The sequence below is a fragment of the Chroococcidiopsis thermalis PCC 7203 genome (assembly GCF_000317125.1).
Lineage (GTDB): Bacteria > Cyanobacteriota > Cyanobacteriia > Cyanobacteriales > Chroococcidiopsidaceae > Chroococcidiopsis > Chroococcidiopsis thermalis.
Genome location: NC_019695.1, coordinates 560205 through 578083, shown reverse-complemented (window position 1 = coordinate 578083; position 17879 = coordinate 560205). Strand labels below are relative to the sequence as shown.

Annotated in this window: 19 protein-coding genes; 13 read left to right on the top strand and 6 right to left on the bottom strand. The window is 45.4% G+C overall.

Going from position 1 to position 17879, the window contains the following annotated elements; all coding sequences use genetic code 11:
* Positions 1-8 precede the first annotated feature (8 nt).
* Positions 9-440, top strand: coding sequence for an NUDIX hydrolase (locus CHRO_RS02530; protein WP_015152606.1), 432 nt, complete (start codon positions 9-11; stop codon positions 438-440).
* A gap of 194 nt (positions 441-634) precedes the next feature.
* On the opposite strand, the gene CHRO_RS02525 is transcribed toward CHRO_RS02530, so the two are convergent.
* The gene (locus CHRO_RS02525; protein WP_015152605.1) at positions 635-1627 is read right to left on the bottom strand and encodes a ribose-phosphate pyrophosphokinase; all 993 of its coding nucleotides are present in this window, start codon (positions 1625-1627) and stop codon (positions 635-637) included.
* 442 nt (positions 1628-2069) lie between these two features.
* Here CHRO_RS02525 and CHRO_RS02520 point away from each other — a divergent pair, with 442 nt between their 5' ends.
* The 5 genes from CHRO_RS02520 (at position 2070) to CHRO_RS02500 (ending at position 5971) form a co-directional block, all read left to right on the top strand.
* A complete protein-coding gene (locus CHRO_RS02520) occupies positions 2070-3959 on the top strand; it encodes a serine/threonine-protein kinase (protein ID WP_015152604.1) in 1890 nt (629 codons plus the stop codon).
* Positions 3960-4074: 115 nt separating this feature from the next.
* Positions 4075-4767: a dethiobiotin synthase gene (bioD, locus tag CHRO_RS02515; RefSeq protein ID WP_015152603.1), complete on the top strand. Its 693-nt coding sequence runs from the start codon at positions 4075-4077 to the stop codon at positions 4765-4767.
* Between the two features lie 41 nt (positions 4768-4808).
* Complete coding sequence (locus tag CHRO_RS02510) at positions 4809-5486, top strand: class I SAM-dependent methyltransferase (protein WP_015152602.1); 678 nt, start codon at positions 4809-4811, stop codon at positions 5484-5486.
* A gap of 21 nt (positions 5487-5507) precedes the next feature.
* On the top strand, positions 5508-5732 hold the full coding sequence (locus CHRO_RS02505; protein WP_015152601.1) for a type II toxin-antitoxin system HicB family antitoxin: 225 nt from the start codon (positions 5508-5510) through the stop codon (positions 5730-5732).
* Positions 5732-5971 carry a type II toxin-antitoxin system HicA family toxin gene (locus CHRO_RS02500; protein WP_015152600.1) on the top strand — a complete coding sequence of 80 codons (240 nt, stop codon included), beginning with the start codon at positions 5732-5734 and terminating at the stop codon, positions 5969-5971. Before CHRO_RS02505 ends, CHRO_RS02500 begins: the two co-directional genes overlap by 1 nt.
* Before the next feature lie 113 nt (positions 5972-6084).
* Here CHRO_RS02500 and CHRO_RS02495 read toward each other — a convergent pair whose 3' ends face one another.
* Positions 6085-6567, bottom strand: coding sequence for a hypothetical protein (locus tag CHRO_RS02495; protein WP_015152599.1), 483 nt, complete (start codon positions 6565-6567; stop codon positions 6085-6087).
* Positions 6568-6952: 385 nt separating this feature from the next.
* On the opposite strand from CHRO_RS02495, the gene cruF reads away from it, so the two are divergent.
* Both cruF and cruG read left to right on the top strand, forming a co-directional pair.
* Positions 6953-7870, top strand: a complete 918-nt coding sequence (gene cruF, locus CHRO_RS02490) for a gamma-carotene 1'-hydroxylase CruF (protein ID WP_015152598.1) — start codon at positions 6953-6955, stop codon at positions 7868-7870.
* A 73-nt stretch (positions 7871-7943) separates the two neighbouring features.
* Complete coding sequence (gene cruG / locus CHRO_RS02485; protein WP_015152597.1) at positions 7944-9161, top strand: 2'-O-glycosyltransferase CruG; 1218 nt, start codon at positions 7944-7946, stop codon at positions 9159-9161.
* On the opposite strand, the gene rnhA is transcribed toward cruG, so the two are convergent.
* Positions 9124-10044: a ribonuclease HI gene (gene rnhA, locus CHRO_RS02480; protein WP_015152596.1), complete on the bottom strand. Its 921-nt coding sequence runs from the start codon at positions 10042-10044 to the stop codon at positions 9124-9126. The two genes, cruG and rnhA, sit on opposite strands and share 38 nt — an antisense overlap.
* Before the next feature lie 251 nt (positions 10045-10295).
* On the opposite strand from rnhA, the gene CHRO_RS02475 reads away from it, so the two are divergent.
* Together CHRO_RS02475 and CHRO_RS02470 are read left to right on the top strand one after the other, a co-directional pair.
* Positions 10296-10928, top strand: coding sequence for a MarC family protein (locus tag CHRO_RS02475; RefSeq protein WP_015152595.1), 633 nt, complete (start codon positions 10296-10298; stop codon positions 10926-10928).
* 172 nt (positions 10929-11100) lie between these two features.
* Positions 11101-11463: a thioredoxin family protein gene (locus tag CHRO_RS02470; RefSeq protein WP_255409910.1), complete on the top strand. Its 363-nt coding sequence runs from the start codon at positions 11101-11103 to the stop codon at positions 11461-11463.
* 50 nt (positions 11464-11513) lie between these two features.
* Here the strand turns inward: CHRO_RS02470 and CHRO_RS02465 are convergent, their stop codons facing one another.
* The 3 genes from CHRO_RS02465 to CHRO_RS31510 form a co-directional block, all read right to left on the bottom strand.
* Positions 11514-12239: a vWA domain-containing protein gene (locus tag CHRO_RS02465; RefSeq protein ID WP_015152593.1), complete on the bottom strand. Its 726-nt coding sequence runs from the start codon at positions 12237-12239 to the stop codon at positions 11514-11516.
* A 518-nt stretch (positions 12240-12757) separates the two neighbouring features.
* Positions 12758-13183 carry a CAAD domain-containing protein gene (locus tag CHRO_RS02460; protein WP_039715111.1) on the bottom strand — a complete coding sequence of 142 codons (426 nt, stop codon included), beginning with the start codon at positions 13181-13183 and terminating at the stop codon, positions 12758-12760.
* Between the two features lie 288 nt (positions 13184-13471).
* Positions 13472-13648, bottom strand: a complete 177-nt coding sequence (locus tag CHRO_RS31510) for a hypothetical protein (RefSeq protein WP_181824257.1) — start codon at positions 13646-13648, stop codon at positions 13472-13474.
* 110 nt (positions 13649-13758) lie between these two features.
* On the opposite strand from CHRO_RS31510, the gene pds reads away from it, so the two are divergent.
* The 3 genes from pds to malQ all read left to right on the top strand — a co-directional run bounded on the left by pds (position 13759) and on the right by malQ (position 17846).
* Complete coding sequence (gene pds / locus CHRO_RS02455; protein ID WP_015152591.1) at positions 13759-15201, top strand: 15-cis-phytoene desaturase; 1443 nt, start codon at positions 13759-13761, stop codon at positions 15199-15201.
* Positions 15185-16120: a 15-cis-phytoene synthase CrtB gene (gene crtB / locus CHRO_RS02450; RefSeq protein WP_015152590.1), complete on the top strand. Its 936-nt coding sequence runs from the start codon at positions 15185-15187 to the stop codon at positions 16118-16120. The genes pds and crtB overlap by 17 nt, the downstream gene beginning before the upstream one ends.
* Before the next feature lie 205 nt (positions 16121-16325).
* Positions 16326-17846, top strand: a complete 1521-nt coding sequence (gene malQ / locus CHRO_RS02445) for a 4-alpha-glucanotransferase (RefSeq protein WP_015152589.1) — start codon at positions 16326-16328, stop codon at positions 17844-17846.
* The last annotated feature ends 33 nt before the right edge of the window (positions 17847-17879 follow it).

Here is a 17879-nt window from a genome sequence, read left to right as displayed (position 1 = left end):
AATTTCATATGCATAAACCAGGAGAAATCCGAGTTTTAGCTTTGGGAATTGTCCGTCAGGGCGATCGCGTTTTTATTTCTGAAGGTTACGATCCGGTAAAACAACAAACTTTTTATCGCGCCTTGGGTGGTGGCGTAGAGTTTGGAGAGACAAGTCTTGAAGCTCTACAACGAGAATTTCAAGAGGAACTTCAAGCAGAAATTAAAAACATAAAATACCTCAATTGTCAAGAAAATCTATTTACTTTTAACGGACAACCAGGTCATGAGATTTTATTTGTTTATGAATGCGATTTCGTCGATCCAAAGTTTTATCAAATTGAAGAAATAACCTTTATGGAGAAAAAACGCAAAAAACGCGCTCTTTGGGTAGAATGCGATCGGTTTAGATCGGGAGAATTAAGACTTGTGCCAGAGCAATTTTTCAAGTATCTGTCATAAACTTTTAAGTTTAATTCTCTTTCTGCTTTCGTTTTGTCTAGTAGCTTTCTTTGCCTCTACTCTACTCTTCGAGAAGATCTTCACCCTACGAGAAGCCACTTCGCGTCTTTGCGTGACATAAAAAATAAAACCCGCACTGGCAGGTTTTATCTATAAAAATCCGCTTACAAATAAAGCCAAAAAAGAAACTTAATTTAGCGAAACATACTGCTAACAGAACTATCTTCGTGAATCCGCCAGATAGTTTCTCCTAACAAATTAGCTACGCAAAGCACAGTTAATTGTTGAAAACGCGCTTCTTGAGGAATGGGAATCGTATTCGTGACGATCACCTCTTCAAACAATCCGCTAGACAACCGTTCAACCGCCGGAGGTGAAAACACTGCATGGGTAGCACAAGCATACACCTGACGCGCCCCTTCTTGACGCAGTAACCGCGCTCCTTCCGAGATCGTCCCGCCAGTATCGATCATGTCATCGACTAGCACGGCTGTCTTACCAGCCACATCACCAATCACATTCAATACCTCAGCGACATTATGAGCCTGACGGCGTTTGTCAATAATCGCCAGTGGTGCATCGTCGAGTTTTTTGGCAAATGCCCGCGCCCTTGCCACACCCCCAACATCTGGGGAAACAACCACGATATCAGTTAGCTGCTTACTTGCTAAATAATCAATAATGACTGGAGAGCCATAAACGTGATCGAAGGGAATATCAAAATATCCTTGGATCTGCGCTGAATGTAAATCCATTGCCAGAACCCGGCTAGCTCCCGATTCGGTGATTAAGTTAGCTACTAACTTCGCTGTAATTGATTCCCGTCCTGCCGTTTTGCGGTCTGCTCTAGCATAGCCATAATAAGGCAGTACCGCTGTAATTTGCCTTGCCGATGCTCGCCGACAGGCATCAATCATGATTGCTAATTCCATGAAGTGATCGTTGACGGGATTGCACGTTGGTTGCAATAAATAAACATCGCAACCGCGAATCGATTCTTGAATTTGGATATACAATTCGCCGTCAGCAAATCGCTTGCGAATCATCGGACCCAAATCCATGCCCAGGTAACGAGCAACTTCCTGGGCTAAAGGTACGTTGGCAGAGCCAGAAAATAATCTCAGTCGGTTGTTATCTGCAACTGCGATCGGAGCAGGTTGCAATTTCAAAGTTGCCGATCGTAGCACGGTAATCCTCGAAGCGCGATCGCTTCCATCTTATCATTTGAGAATCAGGTGTTTCCTAGAAAAATGTCTAGAAATTTAATTATTAAGCATATATGAAATTAGTTAAAAATTTAACAATTTTTTAGTCAAATTTAGTGAAATCTTGGGAAGACCGCGATCGCTGTTATGGCGATCGGATTAAACTTACCGCTAAACCTTAAGTAGAACTACTGAAATTCTCTGCACGTAGCTCTGCCCAGCCGAGAAACCTATTTGTATGTGCTATGCGTCAATGTGTTATGTGTCAAAAATGAGATGGTAGTAGCTATAACAGGAGAGAGATCGGCAATCCTTCAACGTGGAAGCAGCAGATATAGTTAATGAAATGGCAAAATCGATGCAGAAAACCTTCGCTTGCTAACCCAAAATCAAATTCCTGCCTTTAGACATCCTGCTTGAGACTATGAATCAACCTCCCCTACAACCTCCGCTTCAGCTTGGTACTGTTCTGCAAAATCGCTATCGTGTCGATCGGGTTCTAGGTCAGGGGGGGTTTGGACGAACCTATTTGGCAGAAGATCTCGGGCGGTTTAACGAGTTGTGTGCTTTAAAAGAATTAATTCCAGCGCAGGCGGATAATTATACCTTAGAAAAGTCCCAGCAACTCTTTCAACGTGAAGCAGCAATTCTCTATCAAATTCAACATCCGCAAGTCCCACAGTTTCGCGCCACTTTTGAAGAAGATCGGCGTTTATTTTTGGTACAGGATTATGTGGCTGGGAAAACCTATAGAACCTTATTAGACGAATATCAGGCTAACGGGCAAACTTTTTCCGAAGCAGAGGTTTTCCATCTACTCAAACAACTACTACCCGTTCTCGCCCACATTCACGCGCGTGGTATTATCCATCGCGATATTTCTCCAGATAATATTATTTTACGGGAAAGCGATGCTAAACCCGTTTTAATTGATTTTGGTGTCGTTAAGGAGCTAGCGACCCGCTTTCAGTCCTCCAATAGTACTCCAGCTCAAGCAACCACAGTAGGTAAACTAGGTTATGCTCCCAGCGAACAAATTCAAACTGGCAGAGCTTATCCCAGCAGCGACCTCTATGCCTTAGCCGTAACCGTAGTCGTACTGCTGACAGGTCGAGAGCCACAGGAATTATTTGACGATCTCACTTTAGTCTGGCACTGGCAGCGATGGGCGACAGTTATGCCTGGATTTGCTCAGATATTAAACCGAATGTTAAGTTACAAGCCAAACGATCGCTACCAAAATGTAGCCGAAGTCGCTAAAGCGCTGCAAGCGATCGAACCCCAAATTGCTCAGTCGCCTGCCGCACCGATTTCAACAGTACAAACTGTGGCTGTTGCTAGCAATCCCGATCTCGTTGCATCCTCTACCAAATCCAATCCAGTTATTACCACCTCTAAAAATCGCTGGAATCAAACTTGGTTAATCGTGCCAGTCTTAATGCTCGTCGCTGTTTTAGCTGGAATTGGCGGTTGGGCGATTATGTCTGCTATGCTCGGTCGCAATGCTCAGCGATCGCAACCCCCCACACCGCAGAATTTTCCTTCGCCAGTCGTTCCCAGCGCCCAACCGACACCCACACCCGATTCTCCTACTCCCTTTGCTACGCCAACACCCTCACTCGACCAATCGCCAGTTATATACAGTCAGGCGCTTAATTTAGTCCCTGGTAGCAGCAGCGACGTTACAGGTAGCCTGAGAGCTAACGTTACGGTTAACTACACGTTTGTTGCCGAACGAGGGCAACAACTGAGTGCGGCATTGGCACAAGAAGGGGTGTTACTTACAGTATTAGGTCCAGATAAACAAGCGATCGCCGATGCCAGCCAGGTGACGAGCTATCAAGGTACGCTACCATCAACCGGAATCTACACGGTTCAACTGACTCCCGCGCCTGGTGTTGATGAAAGTCAATACCAACTCAATTTGAGTTTGGCAAGTGCAGTTACACCCTCACCCACACCATCGCTACCTGCCGCATCTCCGGCTAGTCCTACAGTAGAGGTTCCTACGGCTGAAACAGAAACAATTAACTTTGCCGAGGGACAGAGTAGAACGCAGGTGTCAGGGCGTACCAGCAGACAGCAAATTCAGCGCTATTTGGTCAATTTGGAAGAAGGACAGCAGTTATCGGTCATTGTGACGCGAGGAGCAGTAACCTTGGACGTGCGCGATCCCGATGGCAATGTATTGAAGGGAAGAAATGAATTCCATTGGCAAGGGCGAGTCAAGCGTAGCGGACAATATCAGATAGATGTCGTGCCACTGGCTAATAATGAGGTTGAGTTTGGGGTGAATGTGGGCGTGTATAAGTAGGCAAAGTCAAAAGTCAAAAGTTAAAAGTTAAAAGTTCTGAGCCTGGTAACGTAGGAATGTAAAGATGTTACACGAAATGTCTCTACAATCCAAAATCTAAAATCTAAAATCTAAAATGGTAATTCTGATCGCGGGAACTGATACGGAAGTTGGCAAAACAGTTCTGACTACGGCTTTGACCGCCTACGGGCAGAAATATCAACCTCAGCGTGCTGTGGGTATGATGAAGTTGATGCAAGCAGGAGTGGGCGATCGCGAGTTGTATACTAGTCTATTCTCCCTCGACCAATCTCCCCAAGAAATTGCCCCGCTCTATTTTGACGCACCCCTCGCCCCACCTGTAGCCGCTGCGAAAGAAGGGAGAGATATCGATTTAGGTGTTGTTTGGCAAGCCTTACAAAGTCTGCAAGCAAGAAAAGATTGGGTGATTGTTGAGGCGTTAGGCGGTTTGGGTACGCCTGTAACCCAGGAGCTAACTGTTGCCGATTTAGCTGCTTCCTGGCGCTTGCCAACGGTGCTAGTAGTTCCGGTAAAATTAGGGGCGATCGCTCAATCTGTGGCAAATGTTGCTCTAGCAAAGTTATCTCGGATCGATTTGCGCGGCATCGTGCTTAATTGTACCCAGCCGCGTTCTGAGACAGAAATTGCTGAATTGACACCAACTGATTTAATTCAATCTCTGACAAATATTCCTATATTGGGTTGTTTACCTTATTTAGAAGAGCCGAAAGATTTAGATAAATTAGCTCAAATTGCCTCAGATTTGGAGTTAGAAAGATTGATGCCTGTGGTAATGGGTAATTGGTAGTTGGCAATTCGGATTTTACTGCTCAAATCTAGGTAAGAAGTATGAGTGAAGCCATGAATCAAAAGATTCAGAAAGACTTTGACCGAATTGCGTTGCTTGAGCAGCCAATGTGGAATCACAATAGCCACTATCACCGATTTTTGTTAAAACAATTAGCATCGCATTGTGACAATATTCTTGAAATTGGCTGCGGTACTGGTAATTTATCTCGCCTTTTAGCTCAACGTGCTGATAGAGTTACTGCTATCGATCTATCTCCTAAAATGATAGAAATTGCAAAACAGCAATCTCAAGATTACGCAAATATAGATTTTCAGGTAGCTGATATTTTGACATGGGAGTTTCCAGCTAAGCAATTTGATGCAATTGTTTCCATTGCAACCTTTCATCATTTGCCTATAGAAAGATTACTACCCAAGCTGAAGATAGCGTTGACATCTGGTGGAAAGTTAGTTGTTATAGATTTATTAGACAATGAAAGCATACAAGGCATTTTAAACGATTCAATCGCCATTCCGCTAAACTGGATATTTCATGCCTTCAAAAACAGAAACAATAAACCAACAATAGAAGCTAGAACAGTCTGGAAAGAACATCTTCGTACAGATAAATATTTGACGCGATCGCAAGTACAATATATTTATAAAAATTCGCTAACGGGAGCAAATGTTAAAGTACACTTATTTTGGCGTTATTCAATAGTTTGGGAAAAATTATAGCAGTAGGGAAACACTAAACAGATGACAGCAAAACAGTTTAAAATCGTCATTGAAAAACATTCTGACGGATATGTTGCCTATCCTATCGGGATTGTAGGTGCAATTGTTGGACAAGGAGAGACTTATGAAGAAGCTTTAGCAGATGTGAAGTCAGCTATTACTTGTTATATTGAAATTTTTGGCGAGACAATGCTAGACGATGCTCCTGTAGAAATTTTTGTTACTGAGGCAGAGGTTGCTGTTTAATGGCAAAATTCCCAGTAGATGCTCCTAAAAGACGAGTAATTAGAGCTTTTGAATTACTGGGTTTTCGTATAGTTCGCGAACGAGAACATATTGTCATGACGAGAAATAATTCAGATGGAACTCAAACGCCACTTGTGATGCCAAACCAGCCACAAATTAAAAGCGGTACTTTGAGAGCTATCTGTACTCAAATCGGTATTTCCCGCGAAGAGTTTTTGAGGACATACAATCAAAGCTAGGATAGCATTTCAAAGCTAGGATAGCATTTGTTCTATTTTGCTCAAGGTAATTAACAAAGAGATCGCGTTCAAAATGCTGCAACAGAAACTGATAACTGAATAACTGTCAACTATCAACTGATATCTGACAACTGATAACTGATAACTGTCAAATGTGGCTCAACCCCTATATGCACGAACGCTCCCAGTGCTAAGCTAACCAGAGAAGCGATCGCAATCAACCAAAAACTCTGACGACTGCTCCAGCGCGTGGCTTGAACGTCTAACCTAACTAGCATACTCGCAGACAAAACGACAAGGATATGAACGAAAATATGCAGCCAGGTAATGATGACAACGCTAAAAAAAGCGATCGCAACAGCAACTAAAAAAGCCTTGCTATCAGATTTAAAACAACTCGCAAAGCCGTCTCTGACTTTCGACCACGGGGAGGACACAGCAACAGCTAGTAGCACAGTTGCTACAGCAGCGAGTATCCATAATATCCAGTGACTTTCGAGCGCAGATAGCTGCCAACCGATAATACCATAAGTGGCTAGCAGCAAAGCTAGAGAAATCCAGGGAAACTTTTTAATTGCGATCGAATTACGTCTCATTTTAGGGAAAATTACTCAGATATATATTTTCTCACCTAGTTTCCTGCTATGGGCGATCGATCTTTACTGGTATTGTGATGCAAGCGAGCAAATTTTTGGTATGATTTACAAAAATTAATAAGATTTGATTGACAAATAGCAAAGATTACAGTGCAAGAACAAAATCTGTTGTTTCTACATCATCACCTGGCAGTGGCAAAACCACTCGCGCCTATATAGAAGCCTAGTCCAGAAGTGTAGCCCAAAAGTACAGTTAGAGCTATGGGCAACAGTACCTACGATTGCTCCCGATTATGACTGACCAAATTGTGACTTGCCAAATTGTGACTTGCCGAACTGTGTCAGAAAAACCTCTCCCAGCGTCCCGTTGAATTAAGGAATTCTCATGAACCAACTTGTTAGAGCTGAACGCATCTGCTTAATTGGTCATATTGCATCAAAAGCCTTTGGACTAGCAGGATTATTGCTAGTCGTGCCTCATGCTGAAGCGATTTTAAGCGCGATCGCCGCTTCAGGACAAAACGTTTTCCAGTGGAGCGTAGAGCGATCGATGGCAGGGGGTGGAGTGATCGATATCCTGTTTGGATTAATTGCCGTCTCCATTTATGCCTATCGAACGCTAGGAATAAAACTGTGGTTGACGTTTATGCTGCCAGCAGTGTGTATTTCTTTAAGCAGTGAATTACTGGGAACGGGTACGGGCTTTCCCTTTGGAGACTACAGCTACTTGAGTGGCTTGGGTTATAAAATTGCTGGGTTAGTGCCATTTACCATTCCCTTATCTTGGTTCTATATGGGGCTGTCGGCTTACCTGATCGCGCGGGTAGCCCTACAAACAGTAAAACCGATGTGGCTGCGTCATGTGGGAGCTGTGCTGTTAGGCGCAATGCTATTTACCTCATGGGATTTTGCCCTCGAACCAGCCATGAGTCAGACGAGCTTCCCTTTCTGGTATTGGCATCAACCAGGGGCTTTCTTTGGCACGCCGTATCAAAACTATGCTGGTTGGTTCGGTACGAGCGCCCTATTTATGGCAGTCGCTGCCTTTCTGTGGGGCAAAGTGTCGCTGCAACTCAAGCGATCGCAATTGAACATTCCTTTGGTGGTATACCTTAGTAATGTTGCCTTCGCAGCAGGGATTAGCTTAGCAGGGGGATACTGGCTACCTGTGTCCTTAAGCATCATTTTTGGAGTCATACCCGCCCTACTACTATGGTGGATGGCGCAACCAAATGTAACAAAACCTGCAATGGAAGAGACCCACGGTATGAGTGTCGCTCCTGTAGAAGTGGCACTGAAGTAGAAACAACTGGCTACTAGCTAAATATTTATCGTGAATAGCTATTCGCTGGACAATCTGGAGAGCAATTTATCCTGTGGCTGACTGGTCGAACTTAATCAACGGAATATTTCTCGGTCTGTTGCTGCTGCAAGTGCCAGCAGCGGCAATTTTACTATCACGCCTGCTGAAAGGTCCCAGTCGCCATCCTCCCCTGATCCCCCGCACTCCTACACCAGATATGCTCGGTAGCGTCAGTGTAGTCGTGCCGACGCTGAATGAAGCGGAACGGATTAATCCCTGTTTGGCAGGATTGAGTCGGCAAAGTTACGAAGTCCGAGAAATTGCGATCGTCGATAGTAACTCTCAGGATGGGACGCGGGAATTAGTTAAAGCCGCCCAACAGCAAGACCCTCGATTTCAGCTGATGACCGATGACCCCCTCCCTCCAAACTGGGTGGGTAGACCTTGGGCGTTACACAACGGTTTTTTGCAGACTTCAGAACAGAGCAAGTGGTTTTTGGGCGTAGATGCAGATACTCAACCGCAACCAGGTTTAGTTGCGAGTTTAGTCCAAACAGCGGAAACTGAGGGTTACGATCTGGTGTCACTCTCGCCTCAGTTCATTCTGAAGTATCCCGGCGAAAGTTGGTTGCAACCAGCATTGTTAATGACGCTGTTATATCGCTTCGATTCTGCTGGTGTGGATGCTCAGGTAGCAGAACGAGTGATGGCGAACGGGCAATGTTTTTTATGTCGTCGTTCTGTGCTGGCAACTGTAGGCGGCTATACGAGTGCGAGAAATTCTTTTTGCGATGATGTTACCTTAGCCAGAAATATTGCTGCTAGCGGCTTCAAGGTAGGGTTTCTCGATGGAGCCAAGGTATTCAAAGTCCGCATGTATGAGGGAGCCAGGGAAACTTGGCAAGAGTGGGGGCGATCGCTCGATCTTAAAGATGCTTCCCCCGCCGCTCAACTCTGGTGCGATCTGTGGCTGCTGTTTTCAGTGCAAGCCCTGCCTTTGCTAGTTCTATCGAGCTATTTCCTACTCCCGATTCCCGACTTCCTAGTACGGGCGCACGGCTATGCACCCCTACCGACTCCCTCCCTCTTATTGGGACTCAATGCTTTCCTACTGGCGATCCGCTTCGCCCTCTTGTTTGCGATCGCCCCTTCCTACGATCGCAGCCAAGCTAAGGGAGGTTGGTTATTTTGGCTGTCTCCCTTAGCCGATCCGCTAGCGGTGTTGAGAATTTTCCTCTCGGCGTTTCGCACTCCTACTCAGTGGCGTGGTCGGAGTTATCATCAGGATTAATTGCATCGGCGCGTTCTAATTCCCAAAGAATTTGGTTGCCTTCTCGTCGCACGCGAGAGACAATCCAGTTGCGCCAACGCCATTCTTCACCTCGGCTGGTGACGGCGCTAGCGTGGACATCCATCAAATCTGCTAGTTCGGAACTGGTAATAAGATAGCCTTTAGTGGCAATTTCATCGGCACTCCGCAGTGTTTCTAATAGATTGCGGAGTTGAGCCACCCTGACTTCGCGGGGTAATTCTTCGTTGCTGATAGAGGAAGGAGTAGACGAATCGATCATAGAAGTGTTTGAGGCAAGGTGGCTATTTGTATTTGACTTGTCAATTATCAGATCGTTGCTGGAAAAATCAGCTACTTCTGATACAGGGGCGAGAAAATTTGGAGCGTCGGTAGCTTTGGAGTTGGAGGCGGATTGCTGCTGCAAATGAGGTGGTTTCCCACTAGCGAAAGCACGGGCGATCGCGTCACAGCGCTCGTTGCCGATGATACCAGCATGACCGCGAACGTGTCGCCACTCTATAGACGGATGATTGAGTCGATCTAGCGTTTCCCACAGGTCTTGGTTGAGGACGGGTTTGCCTTGGGCAGTTTTCCAGCCTTTCTTTTTCCATCCTTTGACCCACTTGGTGACACCGTTGATTAAGTATTCGCTGTCTGTATGGATAGTAACGGCGGATAGATGGCTGGATTCTGCAATGAGCTGAAGGGCTGCGATCGCCGCTTGCATTTCCATCCGGTTGTTAGTCGTTTGAGCGGCACTACCACCGATTTCGTGCAGTGAACCATCAGTAAAATAGACAACAGCAGCCCAGCCACCGGGACCGGGATTGCCCGTACAGGCTCCATCTGTATAGATGCTTTGGATGTTAGCAGATATCGGCATGGATGAGAGAGCAAACCATGAAAATGCAAAGGAAAGCGACTTATTACGTTAGCACAATAAAATTATCTGTGTAGTAACGCTCGGCGAGTCAAACTAGGTAAGGGTAGGATACTGATGATGATTCTATGAGCGTAGGGCAATAGATTTTCTTAATTTCTGTGTGAGGGCGATCGCATTTTTTGGAGTTGTTAAATGGGGAAAAGTCCTCATAAGAGAGAATAAAAAATAACGATTTTTATCCTAAATCAACCGTGTCTTCCCTCATTATTAGAACATTTTTGACTTTATTTGTCGTCATCGACCCCATCGGCTTAGCACCGATTTTCGTCACATTAGCCGGAAATCGTGCTTCTCACGAGCAAATTAAGATCGCCCGAAAAGCAGTTTTAGTCGCTGGCGGAATTGTATTAGCTTTTGCTTTAGTAGGTTCTCTATTACTGAGTTACTTACACATCAGTATTGAAGCTTTTCAGGTTGCAGCTGGGGTATTACTATTTAAAATTGCGGTAGACATGGTATTTGCGCAACGGGAACGGGAAACAGAAGCAGAAGAAAAAGAGGCACAGCTCAGACAAGATATCAGCGTTTTTCCCCTAGCAATTCCGCTCATTGCTGGTCCCGGTACTTTGGCTAGCGTACTGATTTTGGTGAATGAGGCTAGCTCCTATACTCTCGGTTTAGTTATTGTATTAGCGATCGCCGCAGTTGTACTGTTAACTGCCTATATTTTTCTCTGTCTGTCGCCCCGTTTAGCACGAATTTTGGGACAAACGGGAGTGAATGTCATCACGCGGGTTTTGGGAGTCTTACTAGCAGCTTTAGCCGTACAGTATATTGCCAATGGGATTACTGTTTTGCTCAGAAGTGCTTTGAATAATTCTTAAATTAGTAAGTATTGAGTAGGGGCGCACAGCCGTGCGCCCGTGCAGTAGTAGGTAGCATCGAATCTATCTTATGGGCGATGATTTATTAGAGACCATCGCTATCATGTAGACGGAGCAAAATAATGTTACGTTTTGCGATCGGCGATCGCGAGCTTGTATTTTACGCCACCAATTGTTAGCTAGAAATGCGGAGCAGAAGCTATTTATGATACTAGAACAACACATAAAATTAGAAGAGCTGATTTCTAGCTCAGAATCACCAGTTTTAGCTGTATTTTCTGCTCCTGGCTGCGGTCCCTCTCGATTGCTAGATGCTGTTTTAGCAGATGCAATCTCTCATTTGCCGCAAAAGCCACAAATTGTCAGAATTGACAGCGAACAAAATTCAGCTTTGTCCGATCGATATCAAGTTCATGCATTGCCTACGCTATTAATTTTTAAAAACGGGCAGTTAATAGGAAGAATTGAAGAAGAGAGGATAGAAGATTTACTGCCAGCAGCGCATCTACTGCAACGTTTACAGGCAATATTATGAGTAGAGGCACAAAACATGCCTCTACTTAATACGGTAAGCTTTTAGGAACACTATGCTCCAGTCCAAGTCACTGGAGGTAAAGGTAATTGTTCGTCCATCTGAGCTGACTGAGAAACTTGTTGCATACTTGCCGAGAGCCAAACAAACAACTCTTTAAAGTTTAGCCCTTTAAGTTTGAGGGGATCGCGCACGGAAATTTGACTGAGGCGACTCAGATCCGCCGCTTCTACACCAACAGCAAAGAAGGCTACGTGCTTGTTTGCTTCATCATCTCTAATCCTTTGGGTGGCTTGCTCGATCAATTCCTCGGCTTCTCCTTGAGGTTCGCCATCGGTGATCAAAAATAGCCACGGACGATAGTAGGAAACTCCATGTTCGCGGTACAATGCTTTGCGAATCTGAAGCATATCCAATCCCCGCAAAATTGCTTCACCCATGTGTGTTAAGCCTTTCGCTTTCAGTACGGGTGGTTGAAAATCGTCAGCCGTGACAAAATCTTGAACAATTTCAACATCGCTATTAAACGTGACGATCGCCACTTCGACTCGCTTTTTTGCTAAGCTATCGCGATCGAGTTCTTGTTGAAAAGTTCGTAAGCCTTCATTTAAAGCATCCAGTGGTTCCCCTTTCATAGAACCAGAAGTATCGAGCAGCAAAATGCACGGACAACGGGGTTCTGGATTTTCGGCAAACTCAACCGCATCTTCTAGAATCGATGGTGTTGTACTATCGCCAGCGGATTTGGACAGTAGCGATCGCGGATTCCAAACTTTCATGAAGCACCTCCAACTTTTTTTGCCTACAAAACTACGTTCGGAAGATAATCTGTGTATTATTTCGTGCTACGGTGACACGAACTGAAAAGCGATCGCTTCATACAATTCATACAACAAAAGGGTTTGCTAATGCATTCTAAACAAACGACCGCCCGATATTGAGTATATTTTATGACTCAATTAAGCTTAATAAATTGCTATTGAAGACTTCAAGCCAAAGAGTAGCGATTTCGGAAACAAAGCTAAATTGATTTGGTTGCTGAAGCATGGGTAAGAAGTAAGATGTATGTTTCCACCATCGTTTCAAAAGAGTCTGTCTTAACTGCTACAAAAGTCTAAAGCCTGCAAACAAAATACTGTGCTTGCAGGCTTGAATCGAGTGAATTCAGTGATTTTTAAGGCTGATGGAGTGAAAGACAACTCAATTGCCTTAAGATCTAAATGCATTAGCGTTCGCGTAGCTTGCTTCTCCGAAGGAGTAGTGTAGCGCAGCGTTTAGCGCAAACGTTGTTATCGCGCTATTTCTCTAGTTCACCCAAAAACCCTTGCCATTTTTGCGCTAATTCTTGCCGCGTGGAAGGTTTGAGCAAGTAGCGGCTGACAAACCAAGCTGAGTAGCCAATCCCAATCAGCTGAAAAGTCGGCTCCAACAGAGGAACATCATTCAACGCATCCATAACAGCCAGTACAACGCGCAGAGAGACAATTGCACCTACAATGATCAGAATGCTGATAATTGCCTGTCTGTATCTATTAAAGAAATCTTTTAAGATCCCAAACATGTTGGATAAAAATGTCAAGACTTGGGATACGATCCACTCGCCTTTCTTAATAGATTGGGTAGTAGGTGAAAACTGAGATTCTGATGACACAGTGCTTAATGCAGTTGATTCCTCTGGGGAAGTGGGATTTGAATTTTCGATTTGCTGCATTTGGGCTTCCATAGTTAAATTTTGTGAATGTAGCTTGAAAAAATTGCGGCTTATCAGTCGTCAGACACCTTCAATATTATCCCATTCAGTCTAGCAGTCATCTATCGATTGAGTTACGACCAAATACTAACTTGAAAGCAATGCTAGCTCGACTACAAAATCATTTTGAATTCAAGCGTTACATCTCATCAAAATTTAAGATTCTATTTTCAGTTATCAGGAGTCGTACGGACGGGTTTTGACCGAAAATTTTTGGCTAAGGCTTTCCATCTATATTGCGCGCACCCGCCCGTACAGGAGTCAGAAGTCAGGAGTTAAGAGTTGTTTAATCTCCTCTGCACCGCTGCACCTCTGCAATACTGCTTCCTTGTCTCCCCCCCTCTCCCTTGTCTCCCTTGTCTCCCCCCTCTCCCTTGTCTCCCTTGTCTCCCTTGTCTCCCCCCTCTCCCTTGTCTCCCTTGTCTTCTTTATCCCCACACCCTAATTTATCGCGCACCACGTACCACTAAAAAATAACTACCAAATGTAACGGAATGCAAAGTATAATGAGACCGAGTAAATGCTGAACTTAAGGGCAATAACAGTTGATGCGAGTAGCGATCGCTGGGGCAGGACTCGCAGGGCTTTCCTGCGCTAAATATCTGACTGATGTGGGTTATACCCCCATCGTCCTAGAAAGCAGAGATGTACTAGGTGGATTAGTCGCAGCATGGCAAGACGCAGATGGCGACTGGTATGAAACGGGGCTGCACGTCTTTTTTGGGGCATATCCCAACATGTTGCAGCTGTTGAAAGAATTGGGGATTGAAGATCGCTTGCAGTGGAAAAAACACACGATGATCTTCAATCAGCCGGAAAAGCCAGGGACATACAGTCGCTTTGATTTTCCTAACTTGCCAGCACCCTTCAATGGAATCGCCGCAATTTTGCGGAATAACGACATGCTAACCTGGGGGGAAAAAATTCAACTGGCTAAGGGACTAGTCCCAGCGATGCTGCGGGGACAAAAGTATGTCGAGCAAACTGATAAGTATACCTTCTCTGAGTGGTTGAAGCTGCAAGGCGTGAGCGAAGAGGTGCAACAAGACATCTTTATTGCTGCTTCTAAGTCACTCAATTTCATCAATCCTGACGAAATCTCAGCTACGGTGCTTCTAACAGCGCTCAGCCGCTTTTTGCAGCAAAAAGATGGCTCGAAAATGGCATTTTTAGACGGTTCTCCGCCAGAGCGCCTGTGTCAACCGATGGTAGATTACATTACTCAACGCGGTGGCGAAGTGCGGTTGAATGCGCCTCTTAAGGAAATCTTACTGAACCCCGATGGTACAGTAAAAGGATTTGCTATCAGAGGCTTGAACGGGGCAGCCGACTACGTAGAAACGGCAGATTTATACGTCAGTGCCACATCCGTAGACGTGCTGAAAAAATTGATTCCAACTCCTTGGAAACAATTAGAGTATTTCCAGCAGTTAAATGGGTTAGAAGGCGTACCCGTGATTAACATCCAGTTGTGGTTCGATCGCAAATTGACAGATATAGATCAGCTATTATTTTCGCGATCGCCACTGTTAAGCGTATATGCCGACATGAGCAATACTTGTCGCGAATATGCCGATCCCGACCGCTCGATGCTGGAATTAGTCTTGGCTCCGGCTCAAGATTGGATTCATAAATCCGATGAAGAGATTTTACAGGTAACCCTAACAGAGCTAGAAAAACTGTTTCCGCAACACTTTGGCAGCGACAATCCTGCTGGGTTGCGAAAATATCATGTCGTAAAAACACCTCGCTCCGTGTATACAGCAACACCAGGACGACAACAATATCGTCCCAGTCAGGCATCGCCAATTAGCAATTTTTACTTATCTGGTAGTTACACCATGCAACCTTATCTAGGTAGTATGGAAGGTGCTGTACTTTCTGGTAAGCTGACAGCGCAGGCAATTGCTAGAGCTGCTAGCGAAGTGAATTCCCAAACCAGTACGCCCACGCTCAATACTCAGCCTGCAACAAATGCTGCAACTGCCTGATTCCCCCTCGTGCATGAAAAAGCTCGCCTCTGTGGAGGATTCCTACGAACTGTGTCGCCAAATCACGGCAAAGTATGCCAAGACATTCTATCCTGGCACGCTACTGATGAAAGAGGCAAAGCGCCGACGAGCTATGTGGGCAATTTATGCCTGGTGTCGCCGCACTGATGAATTAGTTGATGGTCCGGCTGCTGCCATTACCACCTTAGAAACTTTAGATCGGTGGGAGCAGCATCTAGAATCGGTGTTTGCGGGTCATCCCTTGGAAGACTACGATGTGGCGTTGGTCGATGCTTTGCAGAACTTCCCACTAGAGATTCAGCCGTTTCGAGATATGATTGCCGGACAGCGCATGGATCTGTGCTGGAGCCGCTATAAAACTTTTGAAGAGTTGCATCTGTACTGTTATCGCGTTGCTGGAACGGTGGGTTTGATGTCTACAGCAGTCATGGGTGTAGATACCACAAGAGACACGGCAGCTTGGAATCAGGACAAAGAACCGTATATTCCCACAGATGAAGCGATCGCCTTGGGGATTGCTAGTCAACTGACTAATATTCTGCGAGATGTCGGGGAAGATGCAAGACGAGGCAGAATTTACATTCCCTTAGAGGATTTAGCCAAATTTAACTACACTGAGCAAGATTTATTTAACGGAGTGGTGGACGATCGCTGGCGAGAACTCGTGCGCTTTCAAATCCGTAGGACACGCGAGGTTTATGCTAAGGCAGAAAAGGGAATCAGCTATCTAGCTCCTAGCGCCCGTTTGCCTGTATGGTCAGCCTTGATACTTTACAGTCAGATTTTGGATCGAATCGAACGCAACCAATACGACGTGTTTCGGCAAAGGGCGTATGTTCCTAATTTGCAAAAGCTCTGTTCCCTACCAACAGCCTTGCTACGGGCGCAAGTGCTTTAACTAGGGAATAGGAAGTAGGGAAAGAAAAGACAAGGAAGACAAGGGGGACAAGGAAGACAAGGGGGACGAGGGAGCAATTCTTCTAGTCACTAGCCACCAACCACTAGTCACTGATAACTGTAAATCTTAACCAGAGATAGGGATAAAACCTCCCTACGGCGTGGTAGATTTTTGGCTGTTGCCTGCTGTTACCATTCGATAATCTATGCCGACTTTTCCCAGAGCCGCTGGAATTTTGCTGCATCCGACTTCCCTACCTGGTCGCTTTGGTATTGGCGACCTCGGTTTAGCTGCTTACCGTTTGATTGATTTTTTAAGCAATAGTTACCAGCAACTCTGGCAGGTTCTACCCTTGGGACCTACAGGCTACGGTAATTCTCCTTATATGTGCTATTCGGCAATGGCAGGAAATCCGTTGTTAATTAGCCCAGAACAATTACAAGAAAATGGGTTGCTCAGTCAAGAAGATTTTGCCAATTTACCTGAGTTCGAGGGCGATCGCGTAGAATACGATCGCGCGATTGAAATTAAAATTCCTTTATTGCGTAAAGCCTGCGAGAATTTTCGCAATAACGCCTCAGAGTTACAGCAGCAAGAATTTGCTGGTTTTTGTAGAGCCAAAGGCTATTGGCTAGATGACTACGCCCTATTTATGGCGCTCAAAGATGCCTTAGAGGATAAGAGTTGGTACGACTGGGAACCAGAAATCGCCCGCCGTCAACCGGAAGCAATGGAAAAATGGCGACAGCAGTTAGATGGCGAAATTTTTTATCAAAAATTCATCCAGTTTGAATTCTTCCAGCAGTGGTCAAAACTGAAGCGCTATGCCAACATGCACGGCATTCAAATTATTGGCGATATCCCCATCTACGTAGCGCATGACAGTGCTGATGTCTGGGCAAACCCCGAAATCTTCTGTCTGGATGAGGAAACGGGTGCGGCGGCTTTGATGGCGGGAGTTCCGCCCGATTACTTTAGCGCCACGGGACAATTGTGGGGCAACCCCGTCTATAACTGGGAGGCATTGCAGCAACAACACTTCAAATGGTGGGTACAGCGATTTGAGGCGATGTTAGATTATGTCGATATCATTCGCATCGACCACTTTAGAGGTTTTGAGTCGTACTGGGCAGTTAAAGAAGGCGAAACTACCGCAATTAACGGGACTTGGATTGAAGCGCCAGGGGTAGAGTTATTTGAAGCGATCGCCCAGCAGTTGGGTAAGTTACCCGTATTAGCTGAAGACTTGGGAATTATTACTCCAGAGGTGGAAGCATTACGCGATCGGTTTGAATTTCCAGGCATGAAGATTTTACAATTTGCCTATGGTTCCGATGCTGCAAATCCTTACTTACCTTTCAATTACCCCCGCAACTGCGTCGTCTACACCGGAACCCACGATAACGATACGAGCGTAGGTTGGTTTAACACCGCTTCTGACTACGAAAAACAGAGACTTTTACTTTACATGGGTTGTATTAGTCCTGACGGTATCCATTGGGACTTAATTCGGCTAGCCTTTAGTACTACGGCAAATCAAGCCATCATTCCCTTACAGGATATTTTAGGCTTGGGAAGCGAAGCGAGAATGAACGTTCCCAGTCAAGCCGAGGGGAACTGGGCTTGGCGCTATCAACCCGATGTGTTAACGCAAGAATTAAGCGATCGCCTGAAGTTATATACCGAACTGTACGGACGCGCCCCGCAGGTAACTCATGGGGGATGAGGGGACAAGGGAGGCAAGGAAGACAAGGGAGAC

Coding starts and splice junctions, on each gene's coding strand:
- malQ (WP_015152589.1), top strand. CDS start 16,326: ATGCCGACTTTTCCCAGAGCCGCTGGAATTTTGCTGCATCCGACTTCC.
- CHRO_RS02505 (WP_015152601.1), top strand. CDS start 5,508: ATGACAGCAAAACAGTTTAAAATCGTCATTGAAAAACATTCTGACGGA.
- CHRO_RS02495 (WP_015152599.1), bottom strand. CDS start 6,567: ATGAGACGTAATTCGATCGCAATTAAAAAGTTTCCCTGGATTTCTCTA.
- bioD (WP_015152603.1), top strand. CDS start 4,075: ATGGTAATTCTGATCGCGGGAACTGATACGGAAGTTGGCAAAACAGTT.
- crtB (WP_015152590.1), top strand. CDS start 15,185: ATGCTGCAACTGCCTGATTCCCCCTCGTGCATGAAAAAGCTCGCCTCT.
- CHRO_RS02460 (WP_039715111.1), bottom strand. CDS start 13,183: ATGGAAGCCCAAATGCAGCAAATCGAAAATTCAAATCCCACTTCCCCA.
- pds (WP_015152591.1), top strand. CDS start 13,759: ATGCGAGTAGCGATCGCTGGGGCAGGACTCGCAGGGCTTTCCTGCGCT.
- CHRO_RS02465 (WP_015152593.1), bottom strand. CDS start 12,239: ATGAAAGTTTGGAATCCGCGATCGCTACTGTCCAAATCCGCTGGCGAT.
- CHRO_RS02500 (WP_015152600.1), top strand. CDS start 5,732: ATGGCAAAATTCCCAGTAGATGCTCCTAAAAGACGAGTAATTAGAGCT.
- CHRO_RS02530 (WP_015152606.1), top strand. CDS start 9: ATGCATAAACCAGGAGAAATCCGAGTTTTAGCTTTGGGAATTGTCCGT.
- CHRO_RS02510 (WP_015152602.1), top strand. CDS start 4,809: ATGAGTGAAGCCATGAATCAAAAGATTCAGAAAGACTTTGACCGAATT.
- cruF (WP_015152598.1), top strand. CDS start 6,953: ATGAACCAACTTGTTAGAGCTGAACGCATCTGCTTAATTGGTCATATT.
- CHRO_RS02520 (WP_015152604.1), top strand. CDS start 2,070: ATGAATCAACCTCCCCTACAACCTCCGCTTCAGCTTGGTACTGTTCTG.
- rnhA (WP_015152596.1), bottom strand. CDS start 10,044: ATGCCGATATCTGCTAACATCCAAAGCATCTATACAGATGGAGCCTGT.